At 44.1% G+C, this 26,053-nt stretch carries 17 protein-coding genes and 2 pseudogenes; 3 read left to right on the forward strand and 16 right to left on the reverse strand.

The genetic code is table 11. The features are described from left to right. Positions 1-134: 134 nt before the first annotated feature. From MHH56_RS15650 to MHH56_RS15660, 3 genes are all read right to left on the reverse strand, one after another. Positions 135-692, reverse strand: coding sequence for a dihydrofolate reductase family protein (locus MHH56_RS15650; protein WP_339209217.1), 558 nt, complete (start codon positions 690-692; stop codon positions 135-137). 501 nt (positions 693-1,193) lie between these two features. Next, positions 1,194-1,418 carry a hypothetical protein gene (locus MHH56_RS15655; protein ID WP_339209218.1) on the reverse strand — a complete coding sequence of 75 codons (225 nt, stop codon included), beginning with the start codon at positions 1,416-1,418 and terminating at the stop codon, positions 1,194-1,196. Continuing rightward, entirely contained in the window at positions 1,415-1,861 is a 447-nt protein-coding gene (locus MHH56_RS15660; protein WP_339209219.1) for an NADAR family protein, read from the reverse strand. Before MHH56_RS15660 ends, MHH56_RS15655 begins: the two co-directional genes overlap by 4 nt. 315 nt (positions 1,862-2,176) lie before the next feature. Here MHH56_RS15660 and MHH56_RS15665 point away from each other — a divergent pair, with 315 nt between their 5' ends. Next, positions 2,177-2,578, forward strand: a complete 402-nt coding sequence (locus MHH56_RS15665; protein WP_339209220.1) for a VOC family protein — start codon at positions 2,177-2,179, stop codon at positions 2,576-2,578. A 445-nt stretch (positions 2,579-3,023) separates the two neighbouring features. On the opposite strand, the pseudogene MHH56_RS15670 reads toward MHH56_RS15665, so the two are convergent. Continuing rightward, positions 3,024-3,160, reverse strand: a pseudogene (locus tag MHH56_RS15670) (glyoxalase); the annotation flags it as partial. 139 nt (positions 3,161-3,299) lie between these two features. Between MHH56_RS15670 and MHH56_RS15675 the strand changes: the two are divergent. Further along, positions 3,300-4,136 (forward strand): hypothetical protein, encoded by an 837-nt coding sequence (locus tag MHH56_RS15675; protein ID WP_339209222.1) that lies wholly within the window; start codon positions 3,300-3,302, stop codon positions 4,134-4,136. A gap of 412 nt (positions 4,137-4,548) precedes the next feature. Here the strand turns inward: MHH56_RS15675 and MHH56_RS15680 are convergent, their stop codons facing one another. From MHH56_RS15680 to MHH56_RS15720, 9 genes are all read right to left on the reverse strand, one after another. After that, positions 4,549-5,109, reverse strand: coding sequence for a hypothetical protein (locus tag MHH56_RS15680; protein WP_339209223.1), 561 nt, complete (start codon positions 5,107-5,109; stop codon positions 4,549-4,551). 785 nt (positions 5,110-5,894) lie between these two features. Continuing rightward, the gene (locus tag MHH56_RS15685; protein ID WP_339209224.1) at positions 5,895-11,540 is read right to left on the reverse strand and encodes a hypothetical protein; all 5,646 of its coding nucleotides are present in this window, start codon (positions 11,538-11,540) and stop codon (positions 5,895-5,897) included. 314 nt (positions 11,541-11,854) lie between these two features. Next, the gene (locus MHH56_RS15690) at positions 11,855-13,063 is read right to left on the reverse strand and encodes a GDSL-type esterase/lipase family protein (protein WP_339209225.1); all 1,209 of its coding nucleotides are present in this window, start codon (positions 13,061-13,063) and stop codon (positions 11,855-11,857) included. A gap of 7 nt (positions 13,064-13,070) precedes the next feature. After that, complete coding sequence (locus tag MHH56_RS15695; RefSeq protein WP_339209226.1) at positions 13,071-15,296, reverse strand: FAD-dependent oxidoreductase; 2,226 nt, start codon at positions 15,294-15,296, stop codon at positions 13,071-13,073. 99 nt (positions 15,297-15,395) lie between these two features. After that, on the reverse strand, positions 15,396-17,018 hold the full coding sequence (locus tag MHH56_RS15700) for an AraC family transcriptional regulator (protein WP_339209227.1): 1,623 nt from the start codon (positions 17,016-17,018) through the stop codon (positions 15,396-15,398). Next, positions 17,018-18,757 (reverse strand): histidine kinase, encoded by a 1,740-nt coding sequence (locus MHH56_RS15705; RefSeq protein WP_339209228.1) that lies wholly within the window; start codon positions 18,755-18,757, stop codon positions 17,018-17,020. Before MHH56_RS15705 ends, MHH56_RS15700 begins: the two co-directional genes overlap by 1 nt. Positions 18,758-18,835: 78 nt before the next feature. After that, complete coding sequence (locus MHH56_RS15710) at positions 18,836-20,425, reverse strand: extracellular solute-binding protein (protein ID WP_339209230.1); 1,590 nt, start codon at positions 20,423-20,425, stop codon at positions 18,836-18,838. A gap of 65 nt (positions 20,426-20,490) precedes the next feature. After that, complete coding sequence (locus MHH56_RS15715) at positions 20,491-21,360, reverse strand: carbohydrate ABC transporter permease (RefSeq protein WP_339209231.1); 870 nt, start codon at positions 21,358-21,360, stop codon at positions 20,491-20,493. Positions 21,361-21,373: 13 nt separating this feature from the next. Beyond that, the gene (locus tag MHH56_RS15720; protein ID WP_339209232.1) at positions 21,374-22,321 is read right to left on the reverse strand and encodes an ABC transporter permease subunit; all 948 of its coding nucleotides are present in this window, start codon (positions 22,319-22,321) and stop codon (positions 21,374-21,376) included. 295 nt (positions 22,322-22,616) lie between these two features. Between MHH56_RS15720 and MHH56_RS15725 the strand changes: the two are divergent. Then, a pseudogene (locus tag MHH56_RS15725) lies at positions 22,617-23,213 on the forward strand (MFS transporter); the annotation flags it as partial. A gap of 396 nt (positions 23,214-23,609) precedes the next feature. On the opposite strand, the gene MHH56_RS15730 reads toward MHH56_RS15725, so the two are convergent. The 3 genes from MHH56_RS15730 to MHH56_RS15740 form a co-directional block, all read right to left on the reverse strand. Then, on the reverse strand, positions 23,610-24,740 hold the full coding sequence (locus tag MHH56_RS15730) for a cytochrome P450 (RefSeq protein ID WP_339209234.1): 1,131 nt from the start codon (positions 24,738-24,740) through the stop codon (positions 23,610-23,612). Positions 24,741-24,773: 33 nt separating this feature from the next. Then, positions 24,774-25,373 (reverse strand): TetR/AcrR family transcriptional regulator, encoded by a 600-nt coding sequence (locus MHH56_RS15735; RefSeq protein ID WP_339209235.1) that lies wholly within the window; start codon positions 25,371-25,373, stop codon positions 24,774-24,776. Positions 25,374-25,600: 227 nt separating this feature from the next. Next, entirely contained in the window at positions 25,601-25,966 is a 366-nt protein-coding gene (locus tag MHH56_RS15740) for a hypothetical protein (RefSeq protein ID WP_339209237.1), read from the reverse strand. Between the last annotated feature and the right edge of the window lie 87 nt (positions 25,967-26,053).

A 26,053-nucleotide genomic window follows, 5' to 3' on the forward strand; every position in this document is an offset into this window, starting at 1 on the left:
CTGCCGAGATAGCTCCCTATCGTTCGTATTGTCGATCGCTGATCGGCATCTGAATGGTAAAAAGACATCCCATCTCCACTTGCACAACGATGATGGAGACGTCTCTGGTTGAATGAATTCAGATGGCTTTGTTGTTAATTGCCTATCTCGGGCTGGTAGATGTGAATTGTGACACCTGTGCTTAGTGTTTTGGCGTCCATGAGGCGCATAGCAGCCTTCTCGACCCCTTCTCTGAACAGCAGTTGTCCGCGACCTAAGATCACAGGATGGATCCAGAGCCGGTATTCGTCGATGAGATGATGCTTTATCAGCGTTTGTGCAAGATCGCCGCTGCCTACGACTAACAAGTCTCCGCTGAACTCCTGCTTGAGTTTCGCTGCTTCTTCTGCCGCGTCGCCATGGATGATTGTGGCATTCCACTCCGCATGGCTTAGGGTTCTCGAAGCCACGAACTTCGACATGCCGTTCATCCGATCGGCCAGCCCCCGCATGCCGATCGCTGACGGCCATGTTGCCGCGAAGCTCTCGTAAGTTTTACGCCCCAGAAGAAGTGCTTCAACCGCGTGGGCCTGCTCGACAATGAGTGCCAGGTGCTCCTCGACAACATAGGACCGCTGCCAGCCCCCATACTCGAATTCATAGAGTTCGCCAGGCGCCTGCATGACGCCATCCAACGTAATGAATTGCTGCATGATGATTTTCCCCATTTTTATCCCTGTCCTTTCGTGTCGTGTAGTCGATTCCGACCGCTGCGTATCTCCCGGATGTCCTTCATCCAGGATCAGCTAAACTTCGCCGTTATAAAGACAACGAACGAGAGAATGGCAAATCGACATCCACGAGTTAGAAATAAATAGAACTTTGATACTCGGCTTGTTGAATGATCATACCGTTTCAGGTTAAAGTAAGAAAAAACGCCAAGCCGGATTGAGGGCTTAGCGTATATTTTCGTTAATTACGCGGTAATTAATCGGCTCATATTCTTGTCATCTGACAATGTTAAAGTTCGTGATGTGTCACATTTCTTAAATCGTGATAATAACAAACAAAAGGAGCCTCACTGGCTCCTTTTGTTCTACGAACATTAAAAAATCCCCTTTGGGGATTTTCATAATCTTTTTCGGTCTTCAATTCCTTGATATAAACGTTCAATACTGTAGCAAGATTAATTTTTGTGCTCTCGATCCTTTCAACTATTTATTCTTCTGCTTTGCAACTTGCTTACCGCCGATGATAAGCATGATAATACCAATTATTGCTAGAATACTCCGAACTAAGAATGGACGCAATGAAAACACAGTTTCACCTTGCCATTGCAATCCGAACAACGTTTCATTCAGCCCCACTATCGCCAATAATGGCTTAAAAAACAAACTCAGCGCTAATAATACTATCCCCCAAATCATTTTGCTATTCATTGATTCAAAACCTCTTTTTCAATTAAGATAATGGCACAATCACCTGTTGATAAGAGAATGGACTTAACATTTGGATGTTGTTCTATTTTAGCGACGATAGCTTCCCGCATAATGTTTACTTTGCACTCTTCCCAATCTTTACGGAGTGGTTTATTTTTATCTCGGCCTAATCGGGCGGCATCCATTGGCGTACTTGCAAAACGTATTTCATCTTCATGAACGGTACCTACAAACTTTTGAGCTTGAAAATAGTGTTCCGTTGTTGGCCATTCTTTGTTTTGTAATGTAATTGAATGTTTCGAAAAATTCGAGAAACAACCATATGGCTTATTTATTTCATAAAAATTGATTACCTTCTTATCATCATTTCTGCTTAAAAGATTCCGTTTATTTTCTTCAATATTCTTTAATAATTCTTTTGCGATTTTTGCAATCTCATCCAAGAAACTTCCCCCACTCTTCCTTCGACTTATAAATGATGTTTGTATTTTTCTATATTTATTCTAGATGTGATTAAGCGATCCTGCTTGTTGGCTTAATGAAGTAACGTCAGTCTAATTCTTTATTTTATTCTGACAATGGCTGCTGCATACTGTCGAACGTTTACCCCTTATTATGGAGCGGGCATTTACTAAGTAAATCGCAGGATGCATGACAGGAATGTCATACTCTGTTGTTTCTTTTATAAAATTCGCTTCTACAGCCAGAAGTAGAGTATAGTAGGAGAAGTTAAAAATTTATTCCAGGAGGCAACAGCCATGTCACAGGAGATTTGGATTAACCTACCAGTCAAAGATGTTGAGAAGTCAACTGCCTTTTTCAATGAGATTGGATTCTATGCGGTGAGTGTTGGTAACGAGAGAGCCAAGCTTGCCATAGGCCAAACAACGATTCTGCTGTTCCCGGATGCGGCGTTTGAGAAATTTACCGGTTCAAAAACCGCAGATACTTCCCATTGCGCAGAAGTAATATTTTCCATTGGCGCTGGAAGCAGAGAAGAAGTAGATGCCTTTATTCAAAAAGTAGAGTTTGCCGGAGGAAGCATCTTTGGCAAGCCGAGTGAAAATGACGGCTGGATGTACGGCGCAGGATTTGCGGACTTGGACGGTCACCGTTGGAACCTGCTGTACATGGATGAGAGCAAAATGCCGAAACGCTAATATGGAAACGCCGGTCACCTGCTTAAGGTCAACGGCGTTTTCTCATATTTCGGGTAGGTTTTTTTCGATTTCCTCTAAAAAATCTGGAAAAATTGCCCACCAATTTTCATCCAATAGAAACAATATTCCAAAATAATGACCGGCACCTTGCCCGAGAGTACGTTCAATTCATAAAGCAATTCTCCCAGTCGTTCAAAACCGTTCTACTCGTGTGCAATACTCTCAAATATCCCGTACGGTTCGTTCCTTCGTAGAAAAGCCTGAACGACGCTGGCTCCTTTAGCCCCATCTAATCCTACAACTGGCTCCATAACACACCCTAATTATAAAGTTGCTGTCACTCACATGATGGTTTCAAACCCATAGCTTCGCTACTGATTTATTGAACTATCCTTTCGCATTAGATGTAGAAATCAGGGTCCCTTTACGATTGGCTGTTAGAGTATCAATGTTCATGAGCAAGAATGTTGGTAAGCTTACCAATCGAGTCGTGTACATACAATCTTCGAACACCCCAAGGCTCATCACAGGCCCATATTTTATGTGAAATCCAGCTCTCTTCATGCCTTCTAATGCATGTTCGTGAGTTTATTTCCTATTGTAAAGTCTTCGGGAATGAGTCAATATAGTAGTCAATAAGTGGTAAAATATAGCTAAAAAATTATGGAGGTGAAGGATATTTATGAGGGATGCTGCAGAGGGACAACATGAGCACAGTGAGATGCTGCCGCTGTTTTCCACTACGGATAAAGGCGGACGAATGACTGCGCTGCTGCCGGGACGTGGCGTCGGACACGCGACTCCGCTGCTGCCGTGGCTGTTCGCAGCTGCTGCACTGTGGGCGCTGACCGGCTCCGTGCCGTTTGGTTCCCTATTCGGTCTTGCGCCAACACCGGAGATCAGCATGCTCCTCGGTCATCCGGTCACGGTGGGCGTCGCAGTGTTGTTGCTGTTCGTCGCAATCGGTGTGACTGGCGGAGTGTACTTGCGAGCGGTAGAACAGTTCGGACAGACCAGGGTCGCCGGCCTCTTCGTGTCGCTCGCGATTGCAGGAGGACTCGTCGTAATCGCTGGAGTCTTCCTGATCTGGACGCTGATCAGCGATCCGTCGCGCCCCTTCAACCTCGAGGCCATCGGGACGTCGCCGACGATCCCGCCAGAGCTTGGCGCTGTCATCGGAGCCGCCTTCGCCCTCTGGGCCACCATCGCGCTATTACGGTTGCCCGGCTCGATCGCACATGCCCGGCTACGTCAGAGTGACATTGAGCGCCTCCGAGTGGAGGGCTGCTCGTTCATCGGAACACTGACCACCGTGAGCTTCACGAACTGCTGGCTCTTCGATCTCCCGATATTCAAGGTCGAGGTAGGTTACATCGTCGAGGGTACTCCTCGGGTCATCTCAGCGCACATGCGCACCAGTTCCGACCGTGTTCCCCTCGTAGGCTCGCGCATGCTCGTGCTGACCGACGATCGCGGAACTACCCACGTGGAGGTGGACCTGTCCAATGGAACGACATTTGAGCCGGACGTGAGGAAGTACGCCGCATCGACCGATTGAAGCTTCGGCCGGTGCACTCTCCACGAGCTTCACTTCCGCCTACTCCCGTGCTCATATCATGCAGTTTTCCTGCACAACACGAGCACACTTGCTCGTCTTCGCTTTTTTGAAGGTTCAATTTCATTTTCAGGAGCGATTAAGAATTACTTTGTTTGATGGGATCATGGTGATACCTCCAGCCGTTTAATTATTCTCAACCTTTTTTATAGGGCGGGAATGCTGACAACAGTATGTCAAATTATTCAGCACTTTTTTGTAAATGACTTCGTTTAACCTTTCGATGATGACTGTACTAGACCAAACATGAACTTGATCACACTTAAATAAAAAAAGCCGCAATTTTTGCGGCTTTTAATGAAATAGTACTTATGTCATCTTACAAAGCTGCTCCACATCTGAATTATGTAGTTTATTACTTTTGGTTTAGTGCTTCTACCTCTTCCGAAAAAGCATCTTTGTATTGCTGATACAATCCGGTATCAAACTCGTAGTCTGAGTCATTAGGCTTCGGAGGATTATCTTGAAGTTTTTTATACAAAGTATCAATCTCGCCTGAAACCTTCGTCCATAATTGTTTCACTTCATCATATTTTGAATCTATTTCTTGGATATACTTATCGTATTCTGCTTTCTTTTCCATCGCCTTGCCGAGTTGCTGGATCATGAATTCCATATCTATGGTTTCTCCTGTTGCAGAAGTACCACTGTGGGCAAAGTGACCGATGTTAACAAGACCATCGTTCCAAATATCTCTGGTGACGAAGTTGTTGATCTCCGCTAGTTCTGACTCTACAGTAGGTTTTTCATCTGACTGAGACGAATTATCTAGTTGTATCCCCGCATCTTTGAAAGCTTGCTGTACTTGTTCTTGCAATTTCTCTTCTTCGGTTTTCTCTTTTCCGCAACCTGCAAATACTGCCATCGTGACTAAGCACAGAATGATGTATACGCTCTTTTTACCCCATTTTGACATTTTAAGTCTCTCCCTTTTTTTCAATAATTTCCTACATTTACTATTATCGGTTTTGTAGACGGGTTATTTAATACACAAAATAAAGTCAACCATCTAAGCTAATAACTTGTCTTGAATCTAGGCGTTGATAAAAACAAAAACGAAAAGCACGCCAGAAATCAGGCATGCTTTTCGAAGATTCAATTTGATCCATAAAGCGAAAGTTTTATATCACTTTGCAATCGTTATATCGCCAGAATTAGGATTAAATGCCCCACCCATGTCTGAAAACTATTCTGTACTTTCATCGTTAATTTTTGCCCATTTAGCAGTCAGGGATGGTTTGTACTTTGTTGCAGTGATTTGATCATTTCGATGATAGTTTTCTTCGTGAAATTATAACTTGTATTTTGTATACCTATCTATAAATGGCCTGTAAGCCATACCGCAAATGGTTTTCTATTCATCCAGTAAATGAGTAATATCCAGTTTCCAGTTCATCCCCCTTATACTTATGTAAATGTTATTTAACTACCTACTATATACACCCTAATCTACAATTAAGTACGTAACTTAGTGTCAATAATAGGGTTTCAGTAGTGGGAGCTTTATGTTATGACAATCTGGACGTTTTTTGAGGGTCCACTGCCCCAAATAAGAATAAACACGGTCGGATGCTCTGGCATCTGTTCCAAAAATGTGCTGTCTTCTTATATCATCGTTTTACAAGCATTTTGCATAGCTCAATACATAATTTCAAAAATAAAAAACTGAGTGGATCGTTCTCATCCACTCAGCTCTTAGGGTTATTTTACAATAATTTGTATAACTTCACTTACCGTTGTTCCGCTTCCATTCATAAACTCACCGCGATATTGATAAATGCCAGGAGCTTTTCCCGAAAATTGTGTATTTGCCGATTGGGCATTTGGTGAGTGTGAAGATAAAGATTGCGTTTCAATAAGTTCGCCATTTTCATATAATCGATACTGTGCTGCGTTCGTGCCCCACCACATATTTGCAGTAATGGTATAGTTCCCATCTTGATCCCAGTTGTCACTGGATAACACAGGTTTGCCAGGATTCGCATCAGCCACGGTGACGGTATGTGGATCACATGAAGTCGTTCCATACAAATTTGATAACTCACATGTATACACATAGGTTCCATTTGGCTTGCCTTGAATTGGAATAATGGAAGTTTGGGCAGCTGGCGAATCAACGGGCAATGACTTTGTTTGGATCAATTGGCCATTCTCGTACAACTTATATAGTGAGCCATTGGTTCCCCACCACATATTCATCGCAACATCATAATTGCCATCATGTAAGCCTGTCGCAGCACCGCTATTATTCGAAAGAGTCGGTTTACCTGGCGCCTCATTCACAATCAGCTCCGGATTAACGGAATGCCGATCGAATTTGACTGCATCAACCCTCGTATAGATCATATCGGCAGGAAGTGTTGGCGGGTCTACCGTTGTAGGAGTAACCCTGGTTAAACGAACATACTCGCTGCCGTCTCCTGTAAAGTTGAACGTTCCTAAATTAACCCAACCCGATGAGCCAACTGTTGCATCGATATATGTGACCTCGGTACCTGACTGATGCTTCACTTCCACTTTGACATAATTATCGTTTGCCGTCGTATGGACGATCTTGTAGATGGAGACCGTATATTTCCCCTCTGGAAACTGGCCTTTCCACGTTGCTGATGATCCTTGTACTGTAGAGTAGCGGGACTTAACCCCAATTTTGTATCCGGCTAAGTTGCTTTGGCTCCAAGACCCTTCTGTCGTGTATAACCCCGTTGTATTTGTACTGTCGACGATAACCGTTAGGTCCTTGATCGCGATGGTCAAAGGCGGTGTTGTTAAGGTCACTCCGTAAATCGTTACAGTGGCCCATACCTCAATGTGATCTGTGTCTCCATCAAGATTTAGAAGGGTCAACCTACCGCTGCTGTCTACTTCAGCCAAATCCGTACGATCAACGAAATACTGTACATTGGCCTGTGTAAGATCACCGATCAAACCGTTATCCAAATAGCCGGTTACGCTCAGTTGTGCAGTTTGAGTCATCTGCAGCTCGTTCCGATCGGATAGGATCACCGCAGACTCTAATTGCGGCATCCTGTTCGGGTCCACCCACATGATCGCATCGGCAACTACACGAGACTTATTGGCCTTATTGGTTAGTTCCACGTACCCGCTATTCCCTGCTGCAAAAGGATAATCGCCTAAGTGCACCCAAGTTCCATTTGCCGTTGTCTCATCAACGGCAACCGTCTCGGAGCCCCCGCTATAATAAACGTTAAATGAGGCATTCGTTGCCCAGTTTTCACTCGCAGCCGTTATTTGCGGAAGCTTGTAATACACACTGTAAGTAACAGTATCAGGCAGCTCCGGCCGCCATATAATTTTGCTTGTCGCTGTGCCGGCGGTCGATTTGGCATACACATAGTTATCGTAGTAATAGTCGTTAGCCGTTGTATCCCTTATCCAGACCCCTTCTGTCTCCGCCTCGGTATTATCTACAATAATAGATGAACCCTCCTGCCAATCGGGTTGGACTGGAGTTTCGGATACCTTATCAGGCAGATAAAGTGTCCGTTTGCGGGTTTGTTTCCCGTCCGATTCCACGTAATAAGTGAAGGTTTGAGATAAGTCGTTCACCCGTATTGACCATTCCATCGGATATATCGTATCTGGGATGGTTGTATACGTAGCCCCGCCATCCAAGGAATAATGGATTGTCGCTGGTTTCGTCGTTTTTGCCTGTACATAAGCATCATAAACCGTCTCGTCGGGCTTTACGATCAGCATCCCTTTAACCGCATCGATTGGACTGTGGGTATCGAAGAAGTAGCTTGCATCCGATGTATCAGCAGTTCTAACCTGATGCAGCGGCACATCAATCTGGAGTCCCTCAACAATGATAGCGGTTATCCCTTTGCTTGAAACCGTAGCTTGAATAATTCCGCCACTCATAACCGTTTGTTCTGGTGTGCCATTATCGCGGATGATGGTTACGGTATAATCTAGTGACGGGTTGAAACCAATGATTTGCTCATTCAGTTCAATCGAAGTCTGAACTTCATCTGACGATGCGTTGCTTAGCCCGATATAGAATTTATCCCCGCTCTCTCCCGTTATCCAGTTCAATTGAGGATCGTTAGTCTGGATAATTCCCTTGGGCATCCAGAGCCAAACGTCGGAATTACCGTAGAAATGACCTGGTTTATTGCCATAAAGGTGATATTTGAACCATAAAAAATTCGTTTCGAATACGGAAGGAAATGTAATACTCCCGTTCGATTTTAATGATTGTTCGCTGATCAAATAATCCATCGTTTGCCCGAGCTGCCCCGGAATATGGTGATAGTAGATGGATGTAGCCCCGCTTGGGCCTTCCAGAGGAAAATCCGGTTCAAGTTGGCTAACGGCAAAGCCCTTATAGTAATAACCTGGATAGCTGGAATATCGACCAATAACCGAATTATGAGCGATATCCTGCAGCAGTTTATCACCTGTATAGAGCGACAATCGCAGCATGAATGGAGCTTCCTGAGCATTCATCCGATAATAGCTGGTTGTGCTTCCTGCTTCAAACGTCAATCCGCTCGGTGAAACAAGCCAACTATCCGCTTGTACGCCTCCTGCTACATCTTCTGGGAGCTTGCTCCTAGGATATTGGTATTTTCCGCTTTCCGGCCAATGGAACGACTCCGCGTAATTATACGTCTCGGGCTGTGGAATTGTAACGGTACCTTCAGGAACTGGTCGAGCAACGAACATGGTGGCATACCGTTTGGCTTCCTTATAAGCGGCATTTAAGTATTTGGGATCCTGTGTTTCCTCGTAAAGCTCCAAAATCTCCATCCACAGCTTGCTATAATAATAAATGAATTCATTTTTACTCACATTAACGGATTCAGGAGTATCGATATACTGCAGGATATAGCTGTCGGCTGCATCCTTGGCAGCCTGTAAATACTGCGCATCTCCCGTCATCCGATACATCATCAGGGGCTGAATGACAGGACCCCGGTCTTTCTGGTCAGGATCACGCACGAGGTATTCTTCCTTTGCCAACGCCCCAATTCCTGCTGAAGTGCCCATCATCTGATTGACAGCGGCTACGCTTGAAACATCGAACGGCAGGGTGGCCATTTTCCATAACGAAGGCACGCCATATACTTTCTTCTGCGTCGGCGACCAACCGATGCCATTTCGCGATACGCCATACTGGACGGACGGCAATGCTCTCGTATCGTAAAGCTGGTCATCCCCAGTCAAATAATAAGCCCCCAAAAGGACTGCATTCGAGCTTGTTCGAACGCTATCCTCGTTTTCGATATCAATAAAGCCCTTGGCACGGCTCCACCATCCGCTGGGTGACGGGACATACTGAACAGAGTCGTCCCCTTGCGGCTCAATCTTAAGCAGATCGATCATATTGAACATTGCGTCAGTAAGCGATTGATCTGATACATTTTCCCGGTATGCCGAATAACCGTACTCATTGCGAAGAATGTCCGCGTAGGACTCATAAAGATTGCTTTTTTGTGCGATTAGCCCCATATGAAATCGATAGGTGTTTTCTGCGCTCATTTGCGAATAAGTCCCTAACTGAGGAGCATATAGGATTGGCTGCACGCTGCCTTCGTTGTTGACAAGGCTCATGCCAAGCCGTTGTTTCGTAACGCCTCCCGTCGGTTCAAATTCAACCGGAAGCTCTTCCGAAGGTACAAATACCCCATACGTCAATGGATTCTCCGCACCGTCATTCTTCTCCACCAGACTCATCGGAGCGCTCAGCTCCCTAAGGCTTGTGGATTCCACCGTACCAACCATTTTTGCATGCGACCTAAATCCATTTAATACTTCATTGATGCCAGAGATTTGCTCTGTTGTGAAGGATTGATATCCAATTACATAATTACCATCACGGCGAGGCGTGAAGGCGAAGGAAACATCTGGTTTATCTCCTGACATGGACCAGTTCACTTCAAAATCGTAATCACTGCCATGCATAGAATCGGTTAATACCGCCGTCCGGCTGTCGGGAAAATGGATCTCGTCGAATGTAATCCAGCGTTTGTTCATCGTATCGTAGTAATTGGTTCGGCTCCCCGCATTCCCATCCAATAAAACCCACTGCTCCTCAAGCCTTTCCGACACATTGTTTATTGGCATCCAGTTCCCCGTGTCCGTGTTCTTGTAGAACATGTCACGAACGATGGATTTGCCTCCATCCCATGCTGCCTCATAAAAGGTCGCCTTATAATTTGCATTTTCGATGCTGCCTTTTTCTGTGTAACTGAGATTCGCTAATGTACGGCTCCGCAGCGCGGGCAACGGCGGAGCTTGCTGACGGATATTCCCTTCAAATTTGACTGCATCGGCCCGAGTAATAATCGTGCCCGTCGTAGGTTGCATTCGAGTCAGCCTGACAAATTCGGTATCATCACCACTAAAATAATACTCCCCCAAATCCACCCATCCGACCGATGGACCTGACGTAGGTCTAAGATCCATAAATAAAACATCCGTAATCCCGTTGTGAACAATCTCAATCTTTACATTACTGTCTGCTTTATCCGCCCAATCAAGCTTATAGAACGATATTCTCGCCGTCCCTGCCTCCAAGCGTGGATTCCAAGTGATGCTTCTACCTACCGCGTCCGTATACTTGGAACTGGAATTATTGTATCCTCTCACTCCCGCACTTGTGGTCCAATAAGGAGCGGAGAACCCGTTACTCGCGTTACCTACATCTACGGTGACGATATTATCAATCGTGAGGCTTCCATCATCAAGAATGATCGTCTTATGCGGCTCTTTCTGCTGAATATTCCCTTCGAACTTGACCGCATCTGCTCGCGTAAGTATCGTGCTCGTGGTGCTGGTAGACCGTGTCATTTTAACGAATTCCTCACCAACCCCGGAAAAATAGTATTCTCCCAAATCAACCCATCCCACAGGAGGGCCAGATGAGGGTCTCAGATCCAGAAAGAGTACATCCGTCGTTCCATTATGAACGATTTCGATTTTTACATTGCTATCAGCCTTATCCTCCCAGTTAAGCTTGTATAACGATATTTTCGCAGTTCCTGCTTCCAAGCGCGGATTCCATGTTATCGATCTGCCTGCTGTACTCGTATATTTGGAGCTGGAATGATCATACCCTTTCACCCCTGTGCTAGTGGTCCAATTTGGAGCCGAATATCCATTGTTCTCGTTACCCGCATCAGGTGTCACAACATCATCGATCGTGATGCTTCCGTCATCGATGATAATCGTCTGATAAGGTAAGTTCTCCGCATAAGCGGTCGTTATTCCGACCAGGCTGAAAGGAACTACTATCGTCAACATGAAAACGATGAAGAAAAACAGCTTCCTTTTGACCAAACCACTCACAGCCTCTCCTTTAAATGATAACGCTTCCAAAATAATAATGCCCCCTTTGCTTGAATGATCGTAAAAAAGCAATTAGCCTAATCCATCAGCTAATCCAGCTCCTTCGTTTTTATCATAGCATGTCACATCACCATGAAATTTCTTTCATTTTAACAATTTCTTATAAGATTTTAAGCGATAAGAAAAGGGTATCCGTTTCTCATAGAAATTGAAGAATACTTTATCGTGTGAAACATATAAAATCTTCTATCAAAAATTCGTATATCTAAAAAAGAAACCTACATCCTAATTGACCGCTCAATTGCAGTCAGATAGAATGTAGGTTTTCCAAGTGGACAAATCTATTATAATGGCGGCTGCACCACTAGTAGCTTCCCAAGCTGAATGACCGTTTGATCATACCAAGCTGGATGCTGCCGAACATGGTTCATACTTTTTGCATTGCCGCTTGCCTCAAACACGGCTGCTTTGTCTGTCTTCTCGTGATCGACTTCGAAGCGAACCGTATGTTTCCCATTCGGTAGCTCCGGCAAGAAAACATATTGATTTCGATTATGATCGTTATAGGGTGTGAATCGGTCGATAAGGAAGGGTTCACCTCCATCAACTGACACCTTTAATCGGCCAGAATCAGGCCCCCCGATATCGAATAACCCGAGATGGGTCCCCTCGAATTGCACAGTTATAGCCTCTCCAGGATCGACAGCTCGCCATAGGCCAGGGAACAACCAATTGTACTCACGCACTAACGCAAAATCATCGGGGGTCATGTAAGACCATCCTTCCGAAAAAAGAGTAAGATTATCCAGCGGCAGCATGGATGCATACTCCCAAGGGTTAGCCGGGACCAATGGATTCCGAGGCAAGTGATATTCGAGTCTTCCCTGATGATCGCGAAGCTCGCTTATTTTCTCAAATGACCGGGTAATTGTATCCGTATAAATCTGATGCCCTTCGGGAATTGTCGGATGGACCGAATCATGCGTAAAAATAACGGCTCCCTGGTTAGACTGCTCTGCCATTGAGGTGAAAATGAGCTTTCCATCGGATACCAATTGACTGACCGCTACGCCCAGATGAATGGAAGGAATACCGTAATAATCGGCCACTTCCTCCTGCATAATAGCCCCCTTCTGGTATTCGCCGGCTTGAAATAAGGGCACATCTCGCTCCTTCAGCGTATAAACGAACAAAATGTCGGTAAACGGGCTTCGCTTGCGGATCTGTCGGACAATTCCTTCGATCCGCGCCTTGGATTCGGGGACTCCGCCATCGTTACCAACAAATTCGACAAACACGAGATCAGGCTGATGACGCAGTACATCCATCTCCAAGCGGGCACAGCCGAGGTCTGATCCTGTCCCATCAATGCCTGCGTTCACAGAGCGGATTTCCGAATTGGGATATTTATCTCGAAGCCAATCTCCCGTCATGACCCTATATCCTTGAGAACGCGTATTGCTGCCGCCAAAATAGACAATTGTCACGGTTTCCCCATTTTCCAACTTCGAAATAACATTAGGCAGCCCTCTTCGAGGGAATAGTTCCTTCATCGCGACTTCACCTGCCCTCACTTATTAATTTCGGAGCAAAGCATTTTACAGCAAACACTTCATAGTAAGGAGAACCGTAGGTTGCGCAGAAATGAATCCGGATTCGGGTTACGCGTTTCGCATCCACCTTATGTTTATTCAGTGTCAGATAATTACCGCGGATAATGATTTCACTCTCGGTTCCGTCTTCTAAGGTCAAGGTCACATCATAATCTTGGATAAGGAGCTCGATCGGATCGTCAAAATGCTCCAAATCCAGCCGTGAATTGAACACAAGATGGATTTCCTCCACATTTTTGGGGCTTGCAAAGCAGAATTCCAGCCATTCCTGTCCTTTCGTACGTTCAGATATCCAACCGTTCGGCAGACCATAAGGTCTGGAGAAGCCATTGACGACATTCTCTGGGCTATACATATTTTGGGAGGGCACCAGGTCTTTGAAGCAAATGCTCTTGTTAAGCTTCTTCAGCTTAGACGGAACCTCTGGCCTATAATGGAAGCTGACCGCTCCTGTCAACTTCTCTTCATTGCCATAAACAGCAAGGCTCGCCGCACCTTCCAGTACGATGTAGATTTTGTCGTCAGCCGGCTTCTTGCAGCTGAGGTCCAGCGTAATCCAGTCATCGTGACCTGCTGCTATAACTAATTGGTAATCTTTCAGCTCGCTGGCGGGAATATAGTTTTCCTTCCGCTCCCCGCCAAACAGCTTCACTTGCAAAGTTTCCGAATGCTCGGACCTATTTTTAATTTTGATCCGTACGCTTTCAGCCGTGGATGTCTGAATCGGCAAGACCAAACATAACGCGTTCTCCAAGGAAATCTCTTCAGTTGAATGAAGATTATCATAGCTTCGCTGAGACGAGGCATGAATCGTTAATCCGTCAGCGAAATAAGGATCCAACTCCTCTTGAAGCCCTACAATCGTTTGCCCGTCTCGAAGCAGCTGCGCTTGAAGCTCACCCATATGGGCTGTGACTATTTCCGCGGGGTCTGCCTCGTATTTTAAGCATAACGCAGCAGCCGTTCCTACCGCCTGCCCCATACAACCGCAGGTTGCCATAACCCTTGTAGACCCGAAAGCGACATGAGTAGCACTTATATTGCGGCCAGCGAACATGAGATTAGGAATATTGCGTGAAAATAAGCTGCGGAAAGGGATATTATACAATCCCGGCACGAAATTCCACGCTGTAGCCGGACCCTCATCGTAGATGCCTTTATTCGCATGCAGATCCATATACCAGCCTCCAACGGATACTGCATCCTCGAAATGAGGCTTTGCTGTAAGATCGTTCTGAGACAGCATGTGCTCCCCTATGAATCGCCTCGACTCCCGCTTTCCCGGAATCGGGCATACGTAATCCAGGATGAGATTGTCCACATCATCAAACTCGCCGCTATTTTTGATATAATCCCAAATCCCGTATACCAATTTCCGCAGTTCCAATGCGATGTCTTCATTATTCTTGATAATATCCATATGACCGCCGTATTCGAGCCACCACAATCCGCCAAGCCCGTTGATTTTCCTTGGAAAAGAGCGATGGTTTAAGCCTTTTCTAATACTATCGAAAAATGGCAACTTCGTAATATCGTACGCAAAGCCAGGTCTTTTGTAAGGAACGGAATAGTCTACGTTACGGGCTTGAAACAGAATCGTATCGCCCATAGTGTAATGATCCGCCACTTCGGGAGCCAAATCCTCCTTATATTCATGCTTCGCCTCTCTTCCCCATCGGAAGTGAGCACCTGCTTGATATCCAACAATGCCATCGCCGGAGCAATCGATATAGGTTCGGCTTTCAAAACGAAATTTTCTTTCAGAAGCGAGTTGAAGGCCTTCTACCCATTTAATTCTGTCGTTTTCCATCCCCGTCTCATGCACGCATGTATTGAGGAATAGAGAAATATTAGGCTCAGCATAAACCATGTCGAGCAAGACCGTATCCGAAAGCGAAAGCATAAGCTTCTTGTTGTATAACGGATTATAATGAAAGATCTTCAGCTTGAGTTCTTCTACCAACCCGCCTTCACGAGCATAATAGGATGGACTGTTTCCGAGATATGCCGACCCGTTGATATGAACCCGGACCTCGCTGCTCGCATTTCCCCCAAGAACCGGCCTATCATTAATTAGTGAAACCTGCAGCCCTTGGCGTGCGGCAGCTATAGCAGCACAAATTCCAGCAATACCTCCGCCTACGACGGTTACATCTGCTTTTATAAGCTCCATTTTGATAACCTCCATGATTAGATCCTTCTATCATGGTAATTGTTTTGGTCCTTTTTTTTTTACATGATTTCGCGAAAAAATCATACATTTTTTGCAACCTTATTTGGATTCGTACCGTGTCATTTTTATCCGGTATTGCTTAGGAGTCTCACCCGTATATTCTTTAAATAGTTTGCAAAAGTAACCTTCATTGACGATTCCTACTTCCTCGCACAATTCCAATAAAGAATAATCCTGAACATTTAACAGCTCGAGAGCTAATTGAATTTTTTTACGGTTGATGTAGCTGATCACGCCTTCGTTCATTGTTTTTTTGAATAAGCTGCTAAAATACGACGGAGCCAAATTCACATCCTCGGCAATAGCCTCCAGCGTTAAACGCTGTTTCAGATTTTTCTCTATAAACTGCATAGCACTCATGATTTCTGCACGATGTAATAGTTGTCCAGCATGTACATATTCGAATGTGAAGTCGCCAATATAGGCAAGCTGCTCTTGAAATGCCATAAATTCCATGGGGAATTCAGCTACTTCCGTGGCCAGCTTGTTCCCTGATTTAAACTTCAAAGTAATGTCTCTATATAAGTCTCGAAGCATGGGTGCCATGATAGACTTTTGGATTTTATGGTCCGAAACAAATTGGTTCAAATCAGCAAGTTCACTCTCCAGCTCTTCCTTGGAAATCTTCCTTTTCACCCATATAAGAAAATCAGCCAGTTTCTGCTGAAAGTCTGATTTTTTGTCATTATGGTATTGGAACCGATGCATGGGTGTTTTTACTACTTTCTCAGTATGATAATAGAAATCCTCACTCACATTTTTAGCTTCCGAGTATGCTTGTTTAATCGATTCCCAGCCTCGGTGCGGACCTCCAAAAGCGACGGATACCCTTTGATTCAAATATTGCTGCAAATGAGAGACGATCTGTCCTCCTAATGATTGGCAAGCATATTCCGTTTCCATATCACTGCGGTTATTTTCCCAGGAAAGAAAACCAATAAAACGATTATCGGACAGATCCGCAGCTACGCCGCTTCCGCCATTCATCACCGTTTCCTCGATTACATTCGTCATCGCATATTTCAAGATGTTTTGATCAGCGGCTGAGTATTCGTTCCGGAAACTTTCATAAGTATTCATTTCTACAATGAAGCAGCAATAGTTGGCTTGAAAGAAATGGAACTGCATGCGATTGGCAAAATCCGATGCCCGATGGGAAGGAATTTCGCCTCGGATAAGCTCGTTAAAAAATTGCTTTCGGACTCTATATTTATTTTCAAGCACGGATACGTTTAACGATTGAAATTCCGCTTCTTTTTTCTTCACTTCATTTAAAATCCCAGCCGCCTTAGATAAGGCCCGATTCAAATCCGCTTCCCTCAGCGGAACTTTAACAATGTACTCTAATACGTTGGCATGAATAGCTCGCTGGGCGTATTCAAAGGATGAATAGGCGGTCAAAAGGATGTATTGGGTATGGGGGAGCTCCGGCTTTAGCTGCTCAATCATGGAGATTCCATCCATTCTTGGCATAACGATATCGGATATTACGATATCCGGCTTAAGCTTTATAATTTCCTCGATCCCATTCAGCCCATTGTTCGCTTTTCCCACTAGAACAAATCGCTTATCCCTATGGGAGAGCTCATTAAAAAACAATTCCAATCTTTGAATGATTAGGTCTTCATCGTCAACAATGAAGCAGGTATATTCTCTCACCATTATGTTTCTCCTTTTAGCAAGTCTGCTGGGAATATGGCGCGTACATGGGTTATTTCCTTAGGTATGCTCACGATTTGGAGCCCGTATTGTTCCCCGTAGTGAAGTCTAATTCGGCCATGAATATTATTTAACCCGATTCTTTTCCTTTTCACTTCCACATCACTCGGTTCTGAAACTAAAATACGCTTTATTTTATCAGCTGGAATTCCCTCGCCTTGATCAACGACTTCTATGATGACGATGCTTCCCTCCCTGTACGCATGAATCGTTATCGGGCCTTCGATCCCTCCTCCGTTATAGCCATGGAAGATACTATTCTCCACAAGGGGCTGCAGCAGCATTCTAAAAACTGGGAAATCTATTAACCCTGCTTCGATATCTTCAATCAATTGGAAGTTTCTGTTATACCGGATGCTCTGGATCTCGATATAGTCCGCTACATTTCGTAATTCCTGATGTAGGGAAACCTTCTCTGAAGCGTCATCAATCCCGTATTCCAATAATGAAATGAGCGATCCGATCACCACATCTACTTTCTCTATTTGTCCGAGACGAATAACATTGCTGATTGAACCAAGCGTGTTATACAGAAAATGAGGGTTTATTTGAGACTGCAGCACTTGAATCTCCAGCTTCCTCTCAAGCTCATTATGATGCTCTGCTCGCCGAATCAATTCCACAATTTGCTGCAGCATACGGTCGAAGGCTCGGGAGAGATCTCCGAACTCATCGTTTCGGTTAATCGTTATTGTCGTTGTAAGGATGCCTTGTTCCACCCGTTTCATTTTTGATTTGAGCGCATAGAGCGGATTCCTTATATACTTGGCAATAAAAAAAGAAACGAACAAACTTAAGAGAAGACCAGCAGCTAGAAGCTCGATATAATAGGTTTCCAATCTGGATAAAGCGGCTTTCAAGCGTGATTCATCATTGATCGAAATAATGGTCCAATTGAATTTCTCCGTCGGTTTTTTCAGTAAGGAGACCGGCATGCCGTCCTTGGTATGCAGTTGAAGGGTTGTTTCTGCCCTATCCAGAATTTGTTCTGCTGACGTTTCACCGATTGAAAAAGTATGATCTTGAACATTTAGCGGTCCTCTATTTTCCGAAAATCCGGCAATGATCTTACCCGATGCGGTGATCAGAGCCAAATTCATTTGTTCCTGCTTATTAATCTTGAACAAGGTTTCTTCAATAGCATTTAGATCCAAATCTACGGCAATGGCCATCGGAAATGGAGCGCCATTCAGATATCGAACCATCGTAACTGTCCAGCCGGAATACTTGGATTTGTAAGGATCACTGACGAAGGTCGTCCTTCTGTTCTTGTCGGCCGCATGAAATAAAGGCTCTCTTTCCGCTAAAGGTTCATCGAAAATACGGGTAGGCGTGCTTCCGCCTACAATGGATAAATCGCTTTTAATCAAATAAATATTACTGACGTAATTACTGTTGAGTTCATATAGCTCTCTTAATTGCTTTTTGATTACTTCCGTATTGTCAATGTTGGCTTTCACCGATGTTTCGACCGAGAACAGGATCGTCTGGAAGGAGGAAAAATTAACGGTGAAATACTGATCGACCTTGTCAAGTATTTGGTTGGTGTAGAAGATGTCATTGGTTCTTATTTCCTTTTGGACATAGCGATAGGACAATTGGCTTATCAAGATTATGCAGCCTAATACAAACGCAAACACGATAAAAAATAATTTTAAAGGTAAGCTGATTCTTCTTCGCATTGCGCATCTTCCTTTTTTGAGTCCGTATTAAAATGACAATAAAGAGAGGGGCTACGAATAGCCACTCTCTTCGTTCATTTACTTGATTAAGCCTGCTTCTTTAAATTGCTTGATTGCTGTTTCCTTATATTTCTTCATGTCAAACTTGGTATCCAACGTTTGGAGGAAATTGTCCCAATTGGATAGAGGGTCTTTGCCCGTCATAAATTTGACTAAGCTTTCATTAATGAAACGCGAGCGGTCAGTTGCCAAGGTATCGCTAGGGTCTGCGGTCAATAAGTTTCCAGGCAACGTTGGTCCCACATATTGCTGATTGTTCACGAAAGCTTCTGCCGTCTTAGGATTCTGGAAGCTGAAGTACTCGGCATCGTCACCACGGCGCGGCATTCTGTAATGATCGACCCATAGGTACTTTTCTTTCATTTCCTTCGATAATTCGGACGTTTTATTTTTGATCTTGCCGTCCACTACATCCCAATGAATTCCTTTGATTCCGTATGCAAAATTCGGATAGGCTTCTTCGTCCGTAAAGAGATAATTCAGCATGGACAAGATCCGAATGATTTTGTCCTTATCCGCTTTCTTGGAGATGGCCCATGAATTGCCTTGGAACGATTTTCTCTCTACGATTTGATCGCCGTAAGGACCTATCATTGGAGGAATCACGATCCATTCCGGCACCTCTCCGCTGATTTCTTTCATTTTCTGCTGATAATCCGGCTCCAGCCTGCGCGCATCCCTGATCATGAAGCCGACTTTCCCTTTAAATAGCTTTTGGTCCAACAAATCAGGCGAGGTCATCGTCACCCAATCGGGGTCTACCACATTGGCTGCCATCATTTTATTAATGTAAGCAAGCGCTTCTTTCATTTTGGGATCGATAAATAGAAATACCGGTTCATTATCTTTCACTTCAATGGCTGATGGAGGATTGACGCCAAACATCCACATCAAGCTATCGAAGCCGTAGGTTTGCAGACTGCCCTCTTTATTCATGCCGCCGATGAATCCGTACGTATCGTTTTTGCCGTTTCCGTCCGGGTCTTTCTCTGTAAAGGCTTTCATGACTTCAAATAGCTCGTCAGGTGTCGTTGGCACTTCCATATTCAGCTTTTTCAACCAATCATTACGGATGAAGAAGCTTCGGCTGATACCGTTTACATTATCATAACCTGGAACTCCAATGGTTTTCCCTTGATAGGACATCGCCTCCCAGGAGTCGCTGCTAAAACGTTTCTGAAGTTCAGGGAATTGATCCAGATACGGTGTCAAATCCGCAAGAACGCCTTGATCATAATATTGCGCGAGATCGGACCGACTCTTCAAGAATAGCAAATCCGGGATATCCCCGCCTGCAATAAGCGTATTTAGTTTGGTTGTTGATTGCCCAGCCTGAGGAATCGTCATATCCAAGTCGATGTTCATTGCCTTCTCCAGCATTTGCCGTTGAATGTCTTCATCGCGTGGAGGAATCGGAGCGGCAGCGTTGAACGTGCCTTGGTTAAACATCGTGATTTTCATTTTTTTCGCAAACGGGTTATCCGTGGATGGTGAACTGCTCGAAGCTGTAGGCTTAACCTCCTCTTCTTGATCCCCACATCCCGACAATACCGTTCCCAGCCCTACAATAGCAGCCAGAATGGCAAATGATATCTTAGTTCTTTGCATATTGACCTCTCCTTTGCTTGTATATTATCACGGTTTCCCGTAACAACCTAGATAAGATTTGCTTTTTAACCTTTAATCGATCCCATGAGCATACCCTTGGTAAAATGCTTTTGCATAAATGGATATACGATCAAAATGGGGACCGTAGTCACGACAACAGCAGCCATTTGAACAGCGAACTGGCTAACCGTTCCGGTATTGGCCATCGACTCAGCACTTTGATTTGCAATGTTAAGCAGGATGTTGCGCAAGACAACTTGAAGTGGCATTAAATTCGCATCATTGATATACACAATCGCATCGAAATAACTGTTCCAATGCCCTACTGCATAAAATAGGGAAATCGTGGCGAGGACAGGCATGGAAAGCGGTAAAATGATTTTCCATAACGACTGAAGTTCACTTGCGCCGTCAACTCTCGCCGATTCCTCAATTTCAGCAGGCAATTGCTCGAAAAAGCCTTTAATGATCACCAGATTAAATGCACTAATGAGATGCGGAACAATTAAAACCCATGGACTATTTAACATCCCCAAAGAGCGGATTAACAAATAAGTCGGAATTAATCCCCCGCTAAACATCATGGTAAACACAATGAATAATAAAAACGGACTACGTCCCGGCAAATATTTTTTGGATAACGGGTACGCCGCGATTACCGTAAAAAACACATTTAACGCAGTGCCTACAATCGTTCGGAACAGCGTAATTTTATACGCCTGCCCTATACCATTAGAAATGAATACTTCCTTATAGGCTGCAAAGGTAAAGGATTCTGGTATTATCACAATCCCTCTTCTTAACACTTCCGATTCCGGTGTTACCGAAACAGCGACCACATATAAAAAGGGAAGCAAGCAAAGCAGCGATAACATAATAAGAATAAAATAAACGGCTGATTGCCATACCTTTTCCCCGATCGTCAGCTTAATCATATCTCATACCACCTCACCAAATTTGCCCATCGAATTTTTTGGCAAGCTTGTTTGCAGCCAATACTAAAATAAATCCGATGACAGCTTTAAACAATCCCACAGCAGTTGCGAGGCCAATCTTAAGACGCTCCAGCCCCTCGCGGTATACCCATGTGTCAATAATATCGATTTTCTCCTGGTTAAAAGTATTGGCAAACATGAAGATTTGGTCAAAACCAGCGTCCAGAATATGGCTCAATTTAAGAATGAGCATCAGAATAATGACTCCTCGAATGCCGGGCAAGGTTACATGCCAGAGCTGTCTTGATTTGGAAGCGCCATCCATTCGAGCTGCTTCATATAAGCTTGGGTCAATCCCTGATAATGCGGCAAGGTATAGTATCGCTCCCCAACCGATGTCCTTCCATATTTCAGACGAGATAACCAGCAGTCTTCCCCAAGCAGGCTCCGTTAGGAAGGAGATGGGATCAAAACCGTTTTCCTTCAAAATCATATTGAAAAGGCCATCACCCGGAGCCAATAATGCAACCATCAATCCATAAACAATGACCCAAGACAGAAAATGCGGTAAATAAGTAATGGTTTGTACGATTTTCTTAAACCATTGGGTATGAACTTCATTAAGAAGCAAAGCAAGTGCGATGGGAGCGGAGAAACCGAACAATAGCTTATACAGCGATATAATTATCGTGTTTCTCATGATGTCCCAGAAATAAACGCCGTTAATAAAATCTGTAAAGTTTTTAAATCCGACCCACGGGCTATCCCATAACCCCAAAGCCAGATTGTAGTTTTTAAAAGCAATAATGATTCCGGCCAATGGGATGTATTTGAATACGGCAAAATAAACCAATGCCGGAATTAATAGAAGGTACATCACTTTATACTTTTGTATGGTCCTTAACCACGAATTCCGCTTTTTGGAGAGGGGAATAGCTTCCGCTGCCAATTTCGATTGCATGTCATCACCTCGTCTTTATTTATATTTGTATAATAGCACCCCCCTCTCAGATAAATTTCTGTCATTTCAAGAATTTCTTATAAGATATTAAGTAAGTGAGCCTTCGATAGTTCTAAGTAAAAGATTTCTTCTGAGATCTGCTCCATAAAGTAATTCTCTACTGTGCTCTACAATGAAGGTGAAGGCACCAATCGATTGTTTATCCTTTGAAAATAAAAAAAACCGCCTTATAGGCGGCAAAACTTCTATTTGCTATATTCATCTGTTCGTATCAGATCAGAGGTTTTCTTAAAGTGAGCTTTATTGGATTTAAGACTCTATCCTTGTTTTCGTCATGTCCTTTGGGCTTGCCAATTATGAAGCAGTTTTCGGCCTCTTCGTCGACCATAAGCTCGGCTTCACACCGAAGGATATTGCTTTCATTTTCACCTTTGCGTCCATTGTAGGCGCAGTCATTCAGTTATCCATTTTCGGCTGGCTCATCAACCGTTTCGGCGAAAAGCGGGTCATTACACTTTGTCTGCTCGCTTCAGGGGTGTTCGTCCTGCTGACGTTGTTCGTTCATCAATATTGGCTGATTTTTGCAGTTACTTTTGTTATATTTTTGTCCATTGATATTATACGCCCCGATATTAGCACGCAAATGTCCATGGTTGCGCATGAACAGCAGGGATATGTGGCAGGACTTAACTCTGCCTTTACCAGCATGGGCAATATTATCGGACCGATAGCAGCCGGAATCCTGTTCGATGTAAATGTAAACTTTCCATATGTGGTTGCCGGATTCGTCCTCATACTAAGCTTCGGGCTTACTCTGTTAACAGGAAACAAGCGTGTACAGCGTACGAGTAATTTAAGAAAAGAGCGGAATGCGGGGCTATATTTACAATAAAAAATGGACATATCCGCTCTTCTAAAACGGATATCCATAAATGGTGTATAACACAATATGAAGTTACAGTCATTCTAATGGTCTATGCTGCAGTCACGATTATTGGCTGATCCTTTGTTATGATTATGGTATGCTCATGTTGTGCTGCAAAGCTATTGTCGATTGTAGTAATTAGGATGGCTTTTGATGCGATTACCAATCTTCCCATTCTTCACACGGAGTATTAAACATATAAGTAAATAAATATTGCTCAAAGAGGCTGCCGTTTAATATCAGCAGCCTCGTCTTGTTGATTCTTACGCTATAGTATTGTTCGATTGTAGAACCAATGATTACCTAAGCCTATACGACTTTTATTGGTGTTGAATATGCAATCAAGCTCCTGTTAAAGTAAAGTTATGTCGTCAGAACCAGTGGCAAACGATTGACCCCGAACATCATCCAGCTGTCCAGCCGCTCTAGCGTGTGCGAACGATCTCTTGCGTAGTCAGGAAACCTGCTAAGAAGTGTTTGAATGGCGATCTTGCTCTCCAAGCGGGCAAGCTGAGAGCCCAAGCAGAAGTGTATGCCGTGTCCCAATGCCAGATGCGGATTCGGGTTGCGATGGATATCGAATTTTTCCGGATTATTAAATTGCTCTCCGTCATGATTGGCCGACCCGATCCAGAGGTTGACCATTTGTCCGGGCGAAAGCGTATGGTCGCGCAGAACAGTCGTCTTTTTAACGATTCGATTCATCGTTTGAACGGGAGAGCAATAGCGAAGCACCTCTTCGATGGCTTGCGGAATCATGGAAGGTTCCTCGATGAGACTTTTCCTAGCCTCTCTGTCACTATCTAGGCACAGTAAGGCTGACGTTATAAGATTGGTCGTCGTTTCATTCCCCGCCACCAGCAGCAGAATGCAGAATCCGATGATCTCCAAGTCACTTAATTGCTTGCCTTCGACCTTTGCATGAACGAGATTGCTGATGAGATCATCCTGCGGGTCAAGCCGTCTTCGATTCATGATGTCGGAGAAATAGTCGCTCATTTCCTTCTGGCATTGAAAATAACGTTCGCCGTCATTCCCAACTAGCGAATCCGACCATTCCTTGAACCGGTCGCGATCCACAGACGGAATGCCCAGCATTTCGACGATGACGATGATCGGCAGAGGGCTCGCATAATCGAGAAGGGCATCCATCTCCCCCGTCTCTTCTGCTTGATCGCACAATTGCTGCGCAATCGATTCAATTTTCGGTGCGAGCGCTTCGATAGCCCGAGGCGTGAAAGCTTGCGAAACGAGCATACGCAGCTGTCGGTGTTTAGGTGGATCTTGCCTAAGAATGCTTGAGTTGATCGGCTCCATGGCGCTTTCCGTCCCTTTTGAAGAATAATGCTCATGATCGGCAAATATCTTCTTGACATCTTCGTACTTGAACACGTCCCAAGTATTTTTCTCCGAATTGAACACGACAGGGGAAGAGTTTCGCATTTCTTTAAACCAAGACAAAGGTATCAGTTCGCTGTCAGTTTTCCAATTCATACGTCGCATCGCCGCTTTCCGCTTAGAATGAAATCAGTTCAACATACCATCTGGCTTGCCGCTGGGGGTCAAAAACAACCCGGTCGTAATAATCTGATAAAGAAAATGTTCAAGATCGTCGCGGTTCATACTACTGCCATAGGTTAGAAAGTAATCGCAGGAACTGTTGAGCAATCCGACAATTCCCGCAGCAGCCAAGCTGCAATTGACATTGATCATTACCCCCTCTTCCCGGCTTCCTTCCAGCACCTCTGCTATAAAACGAATATAACCGAGCTTCAGTTCATTCAATTCCTCTAGTACTTCCTGATCGATTCCGTTCGACAATTCGTTGAACACGATATGTGCGAATCCGCTGGAATCCAGAAACAAGTCGAGATTGTGCCGGATGATTCGCCTGATTTGTTCTTCCAACGAAAGATCAGTTTGCAGCTCATTCCGTATTCGATCGGTAATTACCTGCAGTCCATCCATTACGATCGTCTTAAACAGCTGTGCTTTTCCTGGAAAATGATAATACAGCGTCCCTTTGGCAACCTTTGCTCTAAGTGCGATATCGTCCATACTAGCTCGGTGGTATCCATTTTCCGAGAAAACGTCTATCGCTGCTGACATAATTTTCGTTTTGCTCAATGCGAAATGTCTCTCCTTTCCGCAATAAACTGACTAGTCAGTACAATTAATATGCTTATGGTAACACTCGGTAAAATGATTGTCAATCATGATCGCCTTTTTCGTTATTCGGTACAAATTCTTGACATAGCACATTGCTAAGTATATGTACCGAAAAAACAAAAAAACCACGATATACGTGGTTTTTAATAGCTTGTCTCCTATTTAAGCATGCTCAAGAGCTTCGTTCAGATTTCTATTTTTTCAAGCTTTTCAAAAACACCATCAACCCATTCTTGGTCATCCCATAGTTTTGAATCATGTAGTTTTCTAACAGCGGGATGTCCAGTTACAATCGTGTCTACACCGTCTTTGTTTCCAAAGTACAAATCAACGATTTTTAATATTTTATTTTCTGTTTGAACTAACATCTTAAAGCTCATACCAGATCCTTGGTTCGAAAAAGGTAAATTTACGTAGTAGAGATTTTCATCAAGTTGCTTGAATTCTGCTTCCGCAAATTTTTTTTCCAGACCGAAAACAACACTAAACTCTCCCTTTAATTCTTTTCTTTGTTCTAGCTCAAGCATTTTATTTGTAAATTTAAATCCCACCTACAAATGAATCGACCACTTCTATCCCACTATTTATCTGCGGACTTTGCTGAAGCATGCTATCTTGAGGAATTGGATTACTATCCC

The organism is Paenibacillus sp. FSL K6-3182, assembly GCF_037976325.1.
Classification (GTDB): Bacteria; Bacillota; Bacilli; order Paenibacillales; family Paenibacillaceae; genus Pristimantibacillus.

What these genes read in the sequence shown, in the direction of transcription:
- MHH56_RS15700 (WP_339209227.1), bottom strand. Translation starts at nt 17,018, where the DNA reads ATGGTGAGAGAATATACCTGCTTCATTGTTGACGATGAAGACCTAATC.
- MHH56_RS15655 (WP_339209218.1), bottom strand. Translation starts at nt 1,418, where the DNA reads ATGAATAGCAAAATGATTTGGGGGATAGTATTATTAGCGCTGAGTTTG.
- MHH56_RS15710 (WP_339209230.1), bottom strand. Translation starts at nt 20,425, where the DNA reads ATGCAAAGAACTAAGATATCATTTGCCATTCTGGCTGCTATTGTAGGG.
- MHH56_RS15730 (WP_339209234.1), bottom strand. Translation starts at nt 24,740, where the DNA reads ATGAATTGGAAAACTGACAGCGAACTGATACCTTTGTCTTGGTTTAAA.
- MHH56_RS15695 (WP_339209226.1), bottom strand. Translation starts at nt 15,296, where the DNA reads ATGGAGCTTATAAAAGCAGATGTAACCGTCGTAGGCGGAGGTATTGCT.
- MHH56_RS15665 (WP_339209220.1), top strand. Translation starts at nt 2,177, where the DNA reads ATGTCACAGGAGATTTGGATTAACCTACCAGTCAAAGATGTTGAGAAG.
- MHH56_RS15650 (WP_339209217.1), bottom strand. Translation starts at nt 692, where the DNA reads ATGCAGCAATTCATTACGTTGGATGGCGTCATGCAGGCGCCTGGCGAA.
- MHH56_RS15720 (WP_339209232.1), bottom strand. Translation starts at nt 22,321, where the DNA reads ATGCAATCGAAATTGGCAGCGGAAGCTATTCCCCTCTCCAAAAAGCGG.
- MHH56_RS15690 (WP_339209225.1), bottom strand. Translation starts at nt 13,063, where the DNA reads ATGAAGGAACTATTCCCTCGAAGAGGGCTGCCTAATGTTATTTCGAAG.
- MHH56_RS15715 (WP_339209231.1), bottom strand. Translation starts at nt 21,360, where the DNA reads ATGATTAAGCTGACGATCGGGGAAAAGGTATGGCAATCAGCCGTTTAT.
- MHH56_RS15705 (WP_339209228.1), bottom strand. Translation starts at nt 18,757, where the DNA reads ATGCGAAGAAGAATCAGCTTACCTTTAAAATTATTTTTTATCGTGTTT.
- MHH56_RS15680 (WP_339209223.1), bottom strand. Translation starts at nt 5,109, where the DNA reads ATGTCAAAATGGGGTAAAAAGAGCGTATACATCATTCTGTGCTTAGTC.
- MHH56_RS15675 (WP_339209222.1), top strand. Translation starts at nt 3,300, where the DNA reads ATGCTGCCGCTGTTTTCCACTACGGATAAAGGCGGACGAATGACTGCG.